The sequence below is a fragment of the Alphaproteobacteria bacterium genome, assembly GCA_017302575.1.
In the GTDB taxonomy this organism is placed as follows: Bacteria; Pseudomonadota; Alphaproteobacteria; order Rickettsiales; family UBA3002; genus JAFLDD01.
In genome coordinates this window covers 87,919-101,495 of the sequence record JAFLDD010000001.1, presented here as the reverse complement: position 1 = coordinate 101,495, position 13,577 = coordinate 87,919, and the positions used below count along the sequence as shown (strand labels likewise).

At 50.5% G+C, this 13,577-nt stretch carries 13 protein-coding genes, 1 tRNA gene and 1 pseudogene; 1 reads left to right on the top strand and 14 read right to left on the bottom strand.

The annotated features are described in order from the left end of the window. Position 1 precedes the first annotated feature (1 nt). From J0M34_00490 to J0M34_00455, 8 genes and pseudogenes are all read right to left on the bottom strand, one after another. Entirely contained in the window at positions 2-730 is a 729-nt protein-coding gene (locus J0M34_00490; GenBank protein ID MBN8542725.1) for an SDR family oxidoreductase, read from the bottom strand. Positions 731-822: 92 nt separating this feature from the next. Next, a tRNA-Thr gene (locus tag J0M34_00485) sits at positions 823-897 on the bottom strand. A 43-nt stretch (positions 898-940) separates the two neighbouring features. Continuing rightward, complete coding sequence (locus tag J0M34_00480; GenBank protein MBN8542724.1) at positions 941-2,383, bottom strand: amino acid permease; 1,443 nt, start codon at positions 2,381-2,383, stop codon at positions 941-943. A gap of 104 nt (positions 2,384-2,487) precedes the next feature. After that, positions 2,488-3,765 (bottom strand): hypothetical protein, encoded by a 1,278-nt coding sequence (locus J0M34_00475; protein MBN8542723.1) that lies wholly within the window; start codon positions 3,763-3,765, stop codon positions 2,488-2,490. A gap of 72 nt (positions 3,766-3,837) precedes the next feature. Further along, positions 3,838-4,026, bottom strand: coding sequence for a hypothetical protein (locus J0M34_00470; protein ID MBN8542722.1), 189 nt, complete (start codon positions 4,024-4,026; stop codon positions 3,838-3,840). Beyond that, positions 4,001-5,278 (bottom strand): annotated as a pseudogene (locus J0M34_00465) (HlyC/CorC family transporter). Before J0M34_00465 ends, J0M34_00470 begins: the two are co-directional and overlap by 26 nt. Positions 5,279-5,291: 13 nt before the next feature. Continuing rightward, on the bottom strand, positions 5,292-6,398 hold the full coding sequence (locus tag J0M34_00460; protein ID MBN8542721.1) for a 3-dehydroquinate synthase: 1,107 nt from the start codon (positions 6,396-6,398) through the stop codon (positions 5,292-5,294). After that, positions 6,395-6,976 (bottom strand): shikimate kinase, encoded by a 582-nt coding sequence (locus tag J0M34_00455; protein ID MBN8542720.1) that lies wholly within the window; start codon positions 6,974-6,976, stop codon positions 6,395-6,397. The genes J0M34_00460 and J0M34_00455 overlap by 4 nt, the downstream gene beginning before the upstream one ends. Before the next feature lie 185 nt (positions 6,977-7,161). Here J0M34_00455 and J0M34_00450 point away from each other — a divergent pair, with 185 nt between their 5' ends. Beyond that, entirely contained in the window at positions 7,162-8,118 is a 957-nt protein-coding gene (locus J0M34_00450) for a site-specific tyrosine recombinase XerD (GenBank protein ID MBN8542719.1), read from the top strand. On the opposite strand, the gene J0M34_00445 is transcribed toward J0M34_00450, so the two are convergent. From J0M34_00445 to J0M34_00420, 6 genes are all read right to left on the bottom strand, one after another. Further along, positions 8,098-9,327 (bottom strand): cell wall hydrolase, encoded by a 1,230-nt coding sequence (locus J0M34_00445; GenBank protein ID MBN8542718.1) that lies wholly within the window; start codon positions 9,325-9,327, stop codon positions 8,098-8,100. The genes J0M34_00450 and J0M34_00445 overlap by 21 nt on opposite strands. 110 nt (positions 9,328-9,437) lie before the next feature. Continuing rightward, positions 9,438-10,163 carry a DUF2155 domain-containing protein gene (locus J0M34_00440; protein ID MBN8542717.1) on the bottom strand — a complete coding sequence of 242 codons (726 nt, stop codon included), beginning with the start codon at positions 10,161-10,163 and terminating at the stop codon, positions 9,438-9,440. 3 nt (positions 10,164-10,166) lie between these two features. Continuing rightward, the gene (gene mlaD, locus J0M34_00435) at positions 10,167-10,661 is read right to left on the bottom strand and encodes an outer membrane lipid asymmetry maintenance protein MlaD (protein MBN8542716.1); all 495 of its coding nucleotides are present in this window, start codon (positions 10,659-10,661) and stop codon (positions 10,167-10,169) included. Positions 10,662-10,864: 203 nt separating this feature from the next. Further along, on the bottom strand, positions 10,865-11,116 hold the full coding sequence (locus J0M34_00430; GenBank protein ID MBN8542715.1) for a hypothetical protein: 252 nt from the start codon (positions 11,114-11,116) through the stop codon (positions 10,865-10,867). Further along, positions 11,116-11,481: an NADH:ubiquinone oxidoreductase subunit NDUFA12 gene (locus J0M34_00425; protein ID MBN8542714.1), complete on the bottom strand. Its 366-nt coding sequence runs from the start codon at positions 11,479-11,481 to the stop codon at positions 11,116-11,118. Before J0M34_00425 ends, J0M34_00430 begins: the two co-directional genes overlap by 1 nt. Positions 11,482-11,490: 9 nt before the next feature. Next, the gene (locus J0M34_00420; protein MBN8542713.1) at positions 11,491-13,476 is read right to left on the bottom strand and encodes a fused MFS/spermidine synthase; all 1,986 of its coding nucleotides are present in this window, start codon (positions 13,474-13,476) and stop codon (positions 11,491-11,493) included. Between the last annotated feature and the right edge of the window lie 101 nt (positions 13,477-13,577).

Sequence of the window (13,577 nt, the reverse complement as noted above, 5' to 3'; positions counted from 1 at the left end):
GCTATGCGTTAGTACCACCGTCAACGAGCAGCGTTGCACCAGTGACATAGGTAGAATCAGGGCCTGCAAAAAACGCCACTGCTGCAGCGATCTCATCTGGCTTGCCGTATCGTCCTAGCGCTGTCTGGGCAATTTGCTGTGCCGAGCCTTCCCCATTTGCTGGGTTCATATCGGTATCAATGGGCCCTGGGCAAACGGCATTCACCAGAATACCCTTCGCGCCCAAATCCTTTGCCCAACTGCGGGTGAACCCCGTGACCGCAAATTTGCTGGCGTTATACACGTTAAGGCCTGGGCCAATCGCGCGTTCACCGAGGATAGAACTTATATTGATAATACGCGCACCAGATTGCAAATGCGGCACCAGCGCGTTGGTCAATGCGAATACCGACTCAACATTCACATCGAAAATACGACGATAGTGATCATGCGGGATATCACCAATCAGTCCGAAATCTGCAACGCCTGCATTATTGACCAATACATCGACTCGACCGAACTCCTTAATGAACGCGTCCGCAAATGCCTTCATGGTCTCAGGCTTCGAAGCATCAGCCAGATAGGCTTTGCCACCGATTTTTTGTGCTAGCTTCTCTGCTTCCGTCGCTGACTTGCTATAGGTGAGGATGACCTTTGCACCATCCGCCGCCAGTCGTGTGCTAATCGCTGCGCCTATCCCGCGCGCGCCACCCGTTACTAGTGCTATTTTTCCTTGTAGTGGTTTGGTCATCGCGCGCTCCCTTAATGTCAGGGAAAGCTAATCCGATTAGCTGAAGATACAAGAACAGCCTTCGAAATGGACCGTGAGGTTTTAGGAAACAATGGTGCCGCTGAAGAGAATTGAACTCCCGACCTTCGCTTTACGAAAGCGCTGCTCTACCCCTGAGCTACAGCGGCACACTGCGGGGCTTCTAGCGAACCCCCGATTGAAAGCCAAGCGTTATTTCACCGTTTTGTTCGTTACGCTATGACGAATACCGTAAACGAGGTAAATCACCGCACCGCCTAAGAAAAACAGCTTAAGCTGAACGAAGGTGCTCCAAGGCATCTGCGCAATAAGGTACCCGCAGAATGCAATACCCGCCAGTGGCACAAATGGCTTGAGCGGCGTGCTATACGGACGCTCAAGGCCTGGCTGCTTATAGTGCAGATAAAGCACGCAGAGGCAAACCATCGCGAACGCACAGAGTGTACCCAGTGATACTAAGTCGCCCAACTGGCTAATAGGCATCGTGCCTGCCGCAACTGCCACAACCGCACCCACCAATAAAGTGTTGAGGTATGGAGTTTGGAACTTAGGGTGAACCTTAGCGATGAATTGTGGCAACAAGCCGTCCTTCGCCATGGTGTAGAAAATGCGGGTCTGGCCATAAAGCAGCACCAGCATCACCGAGCTGAGGCCCATGATTGCACCAATCTTAATGATGAACGCAAACCACCCCAAGCCAATCGCGTCGACCGCAACTGCAATCGGATCTGGCACGTTCAGCGCGCTATAATGCACCACGCCCGTAAGCACGAGTGCCACCATCATATAGATGATGGTACAAACAACGAGCGAACCGATGATGCCGAAAGGCATATCTTTTTGCGGGTCTTTGGCTTCCGCCGCCGCAGTCGACACCGCCTCAAAGCCTACATAGGCAAAGAAGATGATCGATGCCGCGCGCAATACCCCGTCAAACCCATATTTACCAGGTCCTTCATTTTCTGGCATAAATGGCACCCAATTATCGGTATTCACATAGAAGATACCGATACCGATAAACGCCATGATCACGGTTACTTTTACCGCTACGATGAAGTTATTAACGGTAGCCGATTCTTTCACACCCACGATGAGCAACAACGTAACCGCCGACACGCCAATGACTGCAGGCAGGTTGAAAATAGCTTCTGCTTGCGAGCCATCTGCCAGCGTAACCATCGTACCCGTTGCCGCTGTGTAAAGTGGGTCTAACGCCACGCCAAGTGTTTTTAGGAAGCTCACCACATAGCCCGACCAGCCAACCGCAACAGTTGATGCGGCAAGGCCATACTCAAGTACCAAGAGCCAGCCCATGGTCCAAGCGAACACTTCACCAAGCGTTACATAGGTATAGGTATAAGCACTGCCCGAAACGGGAAGCACCGAAGCCAGCTCTGCATAACAAAGTCCTGCGAACGCACAGGCAAAACCAGCAAATACGAAGGAGAGAATAATCGCAGGTCCTGCATGGTTTGCTGCTGCTGTTCCCGTCATCACGAAAATACCAGCGCCGATAATGCAACCAATACCGAGCGATACCAGATTCCATTTACCAAGCGTGCGCTTGAGCGCATGAGATTTTGCCTCACCCTGAATCTGGGCAACGGATTTACGTGCGAACAGTTTGTTAAGCATGAGAAGCCTCATTTAAGGATTTGAAAGTCCAAGGCTTATCAGCCATTTTGCCAATGCACAAGCATTAGTCTCGCAGGTGCAAAAACACGCGCAAATCCTGCGTACTAGGCAGCTTTCAATGAGCTCAACAGCCCATTTACTTTCTCGCTTAACAATTCAAGCTGCTCATGCACCAAACTACACGCACTGAGCATATCGCGTGACGCATCGCCCGCCTGTACCGATGTCTTAGAAACACTCTCTGTGGTTTCCGCCAACTGGTTGGTGTAGCCCGCAGCTTCACGAATGTTATTAGCAATACCACGTGTCGAGGCATCTTGCTCTTCCACGGCGGCGGCAATCACCGTCGAAATATCATTAATCTGGCGAACCGATTCCGTAATTTCCACAATCGAGCTTACTGTCGACTGTGTTTCGCTTTGAATACCTGAAACAATCTCGGCAATCTGGTCGGTTGCCTTGGCGGTTTGCGTCGCAAGCGTCTTCACCTCCGAAGCAACAACCGAGAATCCTTTGCCTGCCTCACCCGCACGCGCAGCTTCAATCGTTGCGTTGAGCGCCAGCAAGTTAATTTGCGCTGCGATTGAGCGTACAATCTCAATCACATCACCAATTTTCGCCGCACCATCCGCCAATGCTTGAATAGCAGTGCTGGCGTTCTGCGCCTTCTCCACTGCGGATTGTGTAATTTGCGACGACTTAGAAACTTGGCGGCTAATCTCTTCAATCGAGCTTGAAAGCTCTTGCGCTGCTGTACTGACGCTACCAACATTGCTTGAGGTTTGGTTAGCGATAGAGAACAACTCCTTCACGCGCGACGCTACCTTGCCCGACGAGTCCGCAACCAACCGACTTGCAGAGTCCAATTGTCCAGCCGACTCATCTAAACGGTTCGTAATCGCTTTCACCGACTGGTCCATCGTATTAGCCAAATCATTCAGCAACTGCTTGCGGTCCTGCTCAGCCTTGAGGCGTGCTTTTTCTTGCTCAGACTCCAAGCGACGAAGGTTAACTGCATTCTCCTGAAAGATTTTCACCTTACGCGCCATGCTGCCAATCTGGTCACCACTATTAATGTAGGGAACTTCAATCTCCAGTCTGCCTTCAGTTAAATCACGCATACGCTCAGCAAGATTAGTAATGCGCTTCGTAGTATTGCGGTGAATATACCAACCCACCAGCGCATTGACGATAATCGCCGCGACAATCTGCTTGTATAAATCAAGTTTGAAAATATGCGCCGCTTCCGCACCAAAATCGCCTTCTACGTGTAAGTAGGAACGCACTCCAAATGCAACGCCAACCAGCGAAAGGAACAACAAAGAAAATTGTAGTTTGGTAGAAAGCGAAGAGAGAAAGCGATTGGATTGTTTGTTGCTCATAAAGCCCTGACATAGATAAGAGATAAGTTATGGCGTCTATAGCAACCCAAGCTATTCAGTGGCAACTAAAATCTATAAAGTAACTTTTCGTAATTTTGCCAAGGCGATTCGTTTAAGCTCTTCCTCGCCTGCCTTTGGATCACCCACTATGCTTACTTCTTTTCCACTGAGCATATCAATCGCCGAGACCTTCACATAGTTTCCCATACGAATGAACTCAAAAGCAACGTCTTCGCTATTCTTGGGCATCTTCGAATTCATCTTCCGTTGGCAAGCGCTCAACAATTAGCTCGGTTAACTGGTGTCCCTTCTTCTCTGAGACTGTAAAGCGGGTACCAGCAAATTCAAATACCGCGCCTTTTTCTGGAATCACACGTGCATGGTGTAGTACCAGACCCGCAACGGTTGCTGCTTGATCTTCGGGCAAGTCCCAGTCCATTTGGCGATTCAAATCACGTACAGGCAGTCGCCCAGCGACGCGGTAAGCATTCTCGCCGAATGGAATCACTTCTGCCATCTCGAGCGGGTCATGCTCATCATCGATTTCGCCAACGATTTCTTCCAATATATCTTCAAGCGTCACAATACCTTTCCAAGCACCATACTCATCGACCACGCAGGCAAAATGCTTACGCTTGCTACGAAACGCGGAAAGCTGGTCGGCAAGGTTCGTCGTCTCAGGAACAAACCATGGCTTATGCGTAATGCGGCGTATCATCTCACGCGTAATACCAATGCGCTGCTCACGAATCAGGCGCAGCAAATCTTTCATATGCAAAATGCCAATGATATTCTCTGGCTCATCTTTCCAAAGCGGAATGCGGCTATGGTTAATCGCAATCGCCGCATCGATAATCCCTTCAGGCTCAAGACCAAAATCGATCATATCCACCTCTGAGCGGTGAATCATGATTTGCCCAAGCGTACGGTGATCAAGGTCCAGAATACTGCCCAGCATATCGCGGTCGTCTTTTTCGACTTCGCCTTCGCTGTGATGCAATTCAATAGCCCCACGAATCGCGTCATGCGCCGTGCTAAGGGATTTTGCCTTCGTGACATCAAGCCCAACAAGTCGCAGCATATGACGCACCATCCACTGCACTGTAATAGTCACGGGGTAGAGCAGCTTAAATATCACCATCAACCATGGCGAAAGTAACATCGCCGTACGCTCACTATGGTGTATTGCAATCGTTTTTGGCAGCACTTCACCGAAAATAAGCACGACGATTGTCATAAACACAGTGGCATAAAGAGGCCCATACTCTTCACCAAACATCTTGATGCAAATCACTGTCGCAATCGACGCCGCACCAATATTAACAATGTTATTACCCAGCAAGATAGTGCCAATGAGCGCATCTTTCTTGTCGCGCAGTTTAATCACCAGAGCAGCGCGTTTCACGCCCTCCTGCATCAAGGCAAACATACGTGCGCGTGAAATTGCCGTCAGCGCTGTTTCCGAGCAGGAGAAAAATGCCGAAAAACAAAGGCAGATGAAAATAAGAATCAACTCAAACGTCAAACTATCCACCTATAAACTCCTTCACTACCTCGGATGCTAATACCGCATCCACATCCTTTTGCACGCGCGCCTTACCAAGCGCATCAAGAACGATAAACGTAAGTGTGCCAGCCTCCGCCTTCTTGTCCGATGCGAAGTGGGAAACGATACGCGCTACATCCCAATCCTTGCGAATATCCTTAGGTGAGCATGGCATGCCAGACAGCTTCAAATGCGCGCTTAGCCGCTCCTCCAGGCCATCCACATTCAAACCCAACTTTGCAGACAAACGCAGCGCCATCACCATACCAATCGCTACGGCTTCACCGTGCAGCAACGTGCCATCATAGTTGCACTCCGCTTCCAAAGCGTGGCCAAACGTATGCCCAAAATTCAGCAAGGCACGCTCTGCTGATTCCTGCTCGTCGGCACCAACAATCTGCGCTTTCATTTCGCAGCACGCAGCAATCGCACGTGCGAGATACGCAACATTGCCAGCAAGCATTTCTTCGCCGTGGCGCTCGCACCATGCAAAGAAATCTGCATTCATGATAAGGCCATATTTCAAGATTTCCGCATGGCCTGCGCGCATCTCGCGTGGCGGAAGCGTTGCAAGTGTTGTCACATCTACCAACACCGCTTTTGGTTGGTAGAAACTGCCAACTAGATTCTTGCCAGCCTTGGTGTTGATGCCCGTTTTGCCACCCACCGAGCTATCGACTTGCGCCAGCAATGTCGTCGGCACTTGAATGAAATCCACACCACGCAGCAAGATGCTTGCTGCAAATCCAACCAAATCACCGATTACGCCACCGCCAAGCGCAATCAACGTTGTCTTGCGGTCTGGCTTCAACGCCAGCAAAGCATTCATCAGCGTTTCTAATTGGGCAAATGATTTGGTTTGTTCTCCGCCCGCAAGGGTCACAACATCTGCACGTATTGCGCGCGCTTTGAGGCCCGCAACCAACGTTTCTGCAAAGTCTTTCACTGCACTATCCGCAACCACAATCACACGTGGCGCACGCAGTAATGGTGCGATGTGCTCGGCAGCGTGTGTAAGCAGCCCTTCACCTACTAGAATGTCATAGGCACGCTCGCGTAGCGGCACTTTTACTTTTGTAACAGTCATGGATTTACCTCTGCGCTATTGAGCGCAGCAATGACGGATTTCACTACATTATCATGCGGGCCTTTTCCTGAATCCACCGCGATATCCGCCTGCGCATAAACGGGGTAACGTTCATCCATCAACTTACTAAGAATCGCGCGCTTATCGCCCGTCTCAAGCAAGGGGCGATGACCACGACGCGATACACGTTCCAACAACACGTCCAAATCCGCACGCAACCATACGGATGTCGCATCACGCTTAATGAGTTCACGCACGTGCGGCTGCATCCACGCACCACCGCCAGTGGCTAGCACTAGTGGCTCGCCATGTAGCAACCGCGTAATCACGCGTTGCTCTAGATCACGGAAAATAGGCTCGCCATACATCGCGAACATATCCGAGATACTGCAACCTGCTGCTTCCACAATCTCGTCGTCAGAATCGACAAACCTCCAACCAATCTCTTTGGCCAAGCGGTGGCCAACGCTGGATTTGCCAGCACCCATCAAGCCGATAAGCACCAACGTGCGCGAACGCCACGGTGCGGCCAAACGCACAGGTTTTGTAGTGTGTAACTCTGGTGAGGTACTTGTCATGGGTCCACAAGTTAACTAGAATCGCGCTATTACGCAATCATTCGTGAGTAACCTATGAAAAAACTAGTCCTAGCCCTGCCCGTCCTTGTTATTCTTGTCCTCGCTGCTGCTATGTTTTCCACCCCAAGCGTGACCCCCACCAACGTTGAGGTGGACGTGCCGCTAGCCTCACTACAGAAATAAGAATGATTGTTCGCCCAACCATCCCTTCCGATTGGCTGGCTTTCAAAGAATCCTTCATGGAGATGCTGCTGACCGAGAAAGGCTCGGCGCTCAACACACTCCAATCCTATAGCCGCGATATTGACGACTTCTTCATGGACGCCGCCAAGCACGGCTGGCTGATGCCAACCGTCACCCATAAAGATATCAGCAGCTATCTTGCGAGTTTGACTAAGCGCAAGATGGAACCCTCCACACTCGCCCGCAAGCGTTCGGCGCTGAATCAATGGTTCCGCTTTCTGGTGCGCGAGCATGTGCGGGCCGACAATCCCGTCGCGTTGACAAGCGCCCCAAAGCGCAATCGCCCACTGCCAAACGTCCTCACCGAAGTAGAAATCAACACGCTGCTCGATACCGCCCGCGCCGATACCTCACCCGAGGGGATACGCTTACTCGCCTTGCTCGAACTGATGTACGCTTCAGGCATGCGCGTCAGCGAGCTGGTGACACTCACCACCCGTCATATCGAACGCGACGCATCCAAAAAAGGTACAGTGCAGCCCTATTTCATGATTAAGGGCAAGGGCGGCAAAGAACGCCTCGTGCCGCTCCATCCACGCGCCATTGGTGCGATGGAAGCCTATATGGCGATTCGCCCTGTATTTGAATCGGGCGACAAAGAGAGTAAATGGCTTTTCCCTTCGCGTGGCAAATTTGGCTACGTCACACGCCAGCGCGTCTGCCAACTGCTCAAAGAACTGTGCTTGAAAGCCAACCTCGACCCCGAGCGCTGCTCGCCACACACACTGCGTCACAGTTTTGCGACACACCTGCTCAGTGGCGGTGCGGATTTGCGGGTGATTCAGGAATTATTGGGACATGCCGACATCAGCACCACACAAATATACACGCATGTGGCAGGCGAACGTTTGGAAAAAGTGGTAAATACCCATCACCCGTTAGCGAAGAATACTCGCTAATGAAGGAGTACCAAAAGGCGATGATGGCGCGCTAGCAGAGTCAGTTTCTAATGCTGTTTTGAAAGCTCGCATAAACTCTTCGTTGTTAATAGCCGCAAGCACCGCCTCATTAATTGATGCTCGACCATTACCATGTCGCTGGACAGCATCGTTAATTCCTATAGCACGACCAACACGCTCAATCGCTTCTTCCGAAAGTCGCCCAATATTACCATCGACAGAACGATCATTGGCACCACCTCGGTCTGTTGCAAGACCTGCGCGCTCTAGGGCGCTTTGAATAGATGTTGCTTGAAAACTGTCATCAAACAAAATCGCGCTCTGTGTGTAATGCAAAATATTTCCATTTGGGCAGCGGCCTAATCTTTGTTCTACAGAGCTTCTTACTAGATTAGCCGCAAGCTGGGCCAAACGCGATGATTCAGTTGCATCAATACCCTGCGTCATAGATGGTAGCGCATTAGAGAAGCTAGAGGAAACTCTTAGAGTGCTTAGTGCCGAAGGGGTAATTGAAGTGGTTTCAGAAATTAATCTGTCCATAAACTCTTCTGTAATATCATATCGATCCCGACCGCGAGGATTGTACTCTATTCCAAATCGACGTTTAAGCTGTAATACTGCCGCTTGTGAAGCAGGCCCAAAATCACCATCCACAACACCATCAGCTCTAGCATCAGTGGCTACACCAAGCGATTCCATACGACGCTGTAAATCCAAAACATATTGAGGCGAGCGTATTGAACTATCTACATAGCTTAAATCAACCAGAGCATTATCTCGTGGAATTTGCCATGGACGACGTGCATAATACGACTCCGTGAATCGGAAAAAATCGTGCCCACCAATAACTATATTTCTCTCTAAATTGCCCCGTCTAACCTCACTGCCCATCCAAGAGTCAGGCAGGCTAGACGCTTCAAAGAAAGTCGCACCGTGTGTTGGGTCGGGCAATTGGCCATTATAAATTTGCTCGGCTATTCTCTCTGCACGCTCATATGCAGCGCTCCCATCAGGGCTGCTTGCACGAATCCTCGCGAATGCGCCATCCGCCATTGGGGAATATTCGTAAACACCATTTGATAAACGTCTGGTAACTACGTCTTCAATAGTTCTGGGCCACTCAGTTTCGAAATTAGTGCGGTTGCGTATTACCCAAGCCGCACCAGCAAGTCCTTGGTCGCTCTCACCACCTGCCTCTGCTAACATCATCCATATCAGATAATTCCTCTCTGACTGGGATAATTGGCTCCAACTTGTTGCGCCTCTTGTCATTCAATCGCACTCCTACAGGCTCAATATACCCTAGGAATGTTACGATTTTATGAAGATGGGGCGGATTTATCGTCTTTTTTAGCCGATTTTGGGCCACCCTCGCAGGCGACGACACTAATATCATAAATCGGGTGCTCAAGCCCAGTGAGTGAGGGGCTGGAGGCCATCATCCACCCCGAAAACAGGGCCTGCGGCTGGGTTTCGTCTGGTTTTTGCTCAGAAATACTCAATAGCGCCGCCGCATCAGGCTGGGCGTTTTCCACACTGGCGCGGCAAAGCTGCGCCTGAATCGTCAGATTCCCGAAACGCTCCTGCCCACCAGGCGGCAGAGTCGCCAAAATCGCATGCCCCGTTACCTTATTGAGCGCACGCAGTTTCACAGGGCGTGGCGCGGCGTCCTTATCTTCAAATAGCGTACCCGTTTGCAGTGTCGTTTTGGAGGGATCCTGCAACGCGTCGGGCAATTCACCTTCGATAAGGTCGCTATAAACAGGCGCTTCGGCTTCCATTCCTTCAACAACACCCACAGGTGCTGACTCTGTCGTCCGTGGGCCCGTAGGCACGGGAATTAGCGCGTCGGGCGACGCGCGGCCAAACGGCACATCTTTTGGTAAAGCTTGTTTGCCAAGCGGAGCTACAGGATTCTTTGTGGTGTAAACACCGCTCTCACGCTTGGGAAGCTGCAGTTGGAACGGTATCACCTGCTGTTGCTGCTGAGCAAAGGCACTACTGCTCACGATGCATAATGATGCAAGCAGTTGGATGGGTTTCATGAATTACTCAATACCCGTGCTGAGGCTGTTCTCGTCGTCAGACTTTTCTTCCGAAACACCGCCGCCAGAGAATACGAATTTACCGATCATCTCCTCGAGGTTGACCGACGCTTGGGTGTAGCTAATCGTGTCACCGTCTTGCATGACTTCCTCAGCACCACCTGGTTCGATGGTCACGAACTTCTCACCCAACAAACTGGCGCTCTGAATCGCAGCAGATGAGTCTTTAGGTAATTTCACTTCTTCTTTGATACGCATGGTGAGCACTGCTTCATAGGTTTTGGGATCAAGATCCAAGGTCTCGATCACGCCAACCTTAATTCCGCCAATACGCACATCACTGCCAACACCCACACCGCTTACGCTGGTAAAGTCAGCTTTGACTTCATAACCATCCACCGCTTTCACGTTGCTATTATTGTAAGCAAAATACAAAAAACCGCCAGCCACGGTCAACACTACCGCGCCCATGACTGTTTCAATCACATTATTGGCCATAATTACCTCAAAAAGGAGAATGGGTGATGGTTAGCACGAGCCGAATCGCATGTCCAGTTACCTAGATTTAAGAATTGAGCTAAGCGAGGTTTTTTAAGATGAGTGGTAGGAGTTTTGTCACTTAGCGAGTGAGCGTACACGTCAGTACGTGACATGAGCGAGGGGATAAAACGACACCCCAATCACTTAAAAAATCCGCTTAATCACCAGCCCAAGCCAGACTTCTGGGCACTCTTGCAGTTACCATAAAAGTCACAATCCGAATCACTGGCAGACTTGCGGCCATAGAACTTATCCAGCCACTCACGCTCTTTTTTATTCTCTTCGCTTTCGGTGCTTAAACTATCAAGTCCAGGAAACGTCTTGGCCTCGTCTGTATCCAGACTGCCAAGCCCCATGCCTTGGCATGCGCTCAATCCCAGCAGCAGCATTATCACGAAGGGTGCGTGGCGCATCACTCAGGTTTCCATGCCTGATAGTCCGCCTCATTAGAGGCGCGTTTGCCACCTTTTAGCAAATGCCCAGGCGGTAAATAACGCCCTTGCGTACCCGTCAGATTCGGCAGGTGCTGTTTTTGCCATTTAAATTTCTTGGTCACTTTTTCTGCAAGTGGTGCTTCATGTGTGTGGTGCAGCCAGCCATGCCAACCTGATGGCACTTTGGTAGGTTCCGCAATACCCTTATACATAACCCAACGACGCTTGCGGCCCTGAGCGTCCCTACGTCCTCGCGACTCATAATAGCGATTGCCAAACTCGTCCTTACCGATGAATTTGCCGTGAAAAATCGTGAATAAACGTGTACCAGTCGTCGCAGCCATAAGTTCCTCTTAGCGCAGTTTTTTTAGATACGGCAAAATGTTGGTGTAATCATCTGTCCACACATTTGTATCAGCTTCTGGAACAAGTTTCCACCATCCATTCGACGCGTCAATAATGGGCGACAAGGTCGCTTCATCGCGCGCCAGAACCACCCAGTCCGATGGATAAGTGAGACTATTATCACCCTCAAAATGCTTAGTGTAAGCCACCATGCCGCTTGCTTGTGCCTGAAGTCCAATCAGTGGGTTCAATTCCAAATGGCGGTTGGTGATATGAATAATCAAAACACCCTCAGGCATCAGCTTATCCAGATACATCGCGAAGGCTTCTTTAGTAAGCAAATGCACAGGAATCGCGTCTGAAGAAAAGGCATCGATGATAATGGTACCGTATTTTTCATGCGGCATCTGCGCCATCGTCAATCGACCATCCCCCAGAATAATATCGTGCGCGCCCTTACAATCCGAAAGATAGGTGAAGAGATTCACATCTTGAGCAATACGCACCACTAGGGGGTTAATCTCGAACAAATCCATGTGCTGGTTGGTGTTGGTTTGGCACTTCACCACACCAATACCAAGCCCAATCGCTGCTATAGGCGCGTCACTCACAGCAGGCGCGCGATGGGGCATAATCATGGGCAGTGCCGAGTAATAGGACGCGGCACTCAGTCGATAGGCGGGATCCAAACTTTGCAACCCATGAATCGTTGTGTTGTGCTGCAAATACCGCTTACCCTCGCGCTCATAGACACGTGATACGCCATAAAAATTACGTTCTTTCAGTAGCGATTCCTTACCCGCACGCAACACCATCAATGCCAACAAGCCAACAGCGACAAGTACAAATAGCAAGCGCCATTTTTTATAAGTGAGCACATAACCAACCAGTGCTGCGGCACATAAAACCACCTTATATTCAAAGATGCTATTAAGCAGCATGGGCGCAGCAATCGCGTTGAATACACCACCTAATGCACCACCAATCGACAAGCACACATAGTACCATGTGAGGTATGCAACCTCTGGCTTTCGTTCAGCGAGGTGTCCATGAATCGCGAATGCTAAGGTAGAAAACCCAAGAATATGCGGCAAGATCACGTAGCCATGACCAACATGGACCATATCCGTCAGTAATACCAAACAGAGTACAGCCATAAACGGCGCAATGCGCTTGGCGAGCGGCACGAAACGGGGCTTCGCTGCAAACGCGTCCACAAAGCTCAGCAGATAGATGGCAAACGTAAGCACCCAGAAAAAAGGTACCGAGGCAATGTCGATCGTAATATGCGTGGTAAGGCCAAGCGACAAGCTGGAGGGAATGAACGCAAGCGCAACCCACAACAACGAACGCGCCGCAGGCACTTGAGACCAGCCCATACCCTGCCCTTGCGACGCGGTCGCTTGCGCACTCATGCGAGTGGCAAACGCAATCAGCATCGCAGAGACCGCGATGAAGCCATAACCCCACCCCGCCATTTGCAACGATACAGGCGCGTTCGGTTCAATCAGCGCAATATAGCCAATCAGCGCCGACATCGAGCCCAAGTTGCTTGCGCTATAAAGCACATAGGGCTTCGCAGCGAGTGATGACTGCGAATAGCTCACCCAGCGCTGTAACAAAGGCGCAGTCGCCGCCACACAGAAAAATGGAATGCCAACGCCCTGTAATAATTGCCAGACAAGGCTACGAATCGGCGCATGCGAAATCTCCGCCGCATCGGGCGCGGTAAATGCAATCGGCAATAACATGCAGGCACATGCAATCAACGCCGCGTGGGTAATGATTTGAGCGCGTGGCTTGAGTAGGCTTGTGAGAAAATGGGCATAAAGATAGCCAAGCAGCAGCAAGACCTGAAAGCATAACATCGCCGTATTCCAAACGGCAGGCGTGCCGCCAAATTGGGGCAAAATGACCTTCGTTGCCATTGGTTGTACAACGAACAGCAAAAACGCCATCGAAAAACTAATGAGATAGGCAACGAGCGTGGCCATGGTTCACCCCCGCAATAGCAGGCCACAAATCAGCCCCCAAGACAAGCGCCCCCTTAAGCTAAAATTATCCAGTATTTTAGATAATTTATTTCTATCGCATT

Bases quoted from the DNA above. Each gene is read 5' to 3' on its own strand.
- J0M34_00490 (MBN8542725.1), bottom strand. From the start codon at position 730: ATGACCAAACCACTACAAGGAAAAATAGCACTAGTAACGGGTGGCGCG.
- J0M34_00480 (MBN8542724.1), bottom strand. From the start codon at position 2,383: ATGCTTAACAAACTGTTCGCACGTAAATCCGTTGCCCAGATTCAGGGT.
- J0M34_00475 (MBN8542723.1), bottom strand. From the start codon at position 3,765: ATGAGCAACAAACAATCCAATCGCTTTCTCTCTTCGCTTTCTACCAAA.
- J0M34_00470 (MBN8542722.1), bottom strand. From the start codon at position 4,026: ATGAATTCGAAGATGCCCAAGAATAGCGAAGACGTTGCTTTTGAGTTC.
- J0M34_00460 (MBN8542721.1), bottom strand. From the start codon at position 6,398: ATGACTGTTACAAAAGTAAAAGTGCCGCTACGCGAGCGTGCCTATGAC.
- J0M34_00455 (MBN8542720.1), bottom strand. From the start codon at position 6,976: ATGACAAGTACCTCACCAGAGTTACACACTACAAAACCTGTGCGTTTG.
- J0M34_00450 (MBN8542719.1), top strand. From the start codon at position 7,162: ATGATTGTTCGCCCAACCATCCCTTCCGATTGGCTGGCTTTCAAAGAA.
- J0M34_00445 (MBN8542718.1), bottom strand. From the start codon at position 9,327: ATGATGTTAGCAGAGGCAGGTGGTGAGAGCGACCAAGGACTTGCTGGT.
- J0M34_00440 (MBN8542717.1), bottom strand. From the start codon at position 10,163: ATGAAACCCATCCAACTGCTTGCATCATTATGCATCGTGAGCAGTAGT.
- mlaD (MBN8542716.1), bottom strand. From the start codon at position 10,661: ATGGCCAATAATGTGATTGAAACAGTCATGGGCGCGGTAGTGTTGACC.
- J0M34_00430 (MBN8542715.1), bottom strand. From the start codon at position 11,116: ATGCGCCACGCACCCTTCGTGATAATGCTGCTGCTGGGATTGAGCGCA.
- J0M34_00425 (MBN8542714.1), bottom strand. From the start codon at position 11,481: ATGGCTGCGACGACTGGTACACGTTTATTCACGATTTTTCACGGCAAA.
- J0M34_00420 (MBN8542713.1), bottom strand. From the start codon at position 13,476: ATGGCCACGCTCGTTGCCTATCTCATTAGTTTTTCGATGGCGTTTTTG.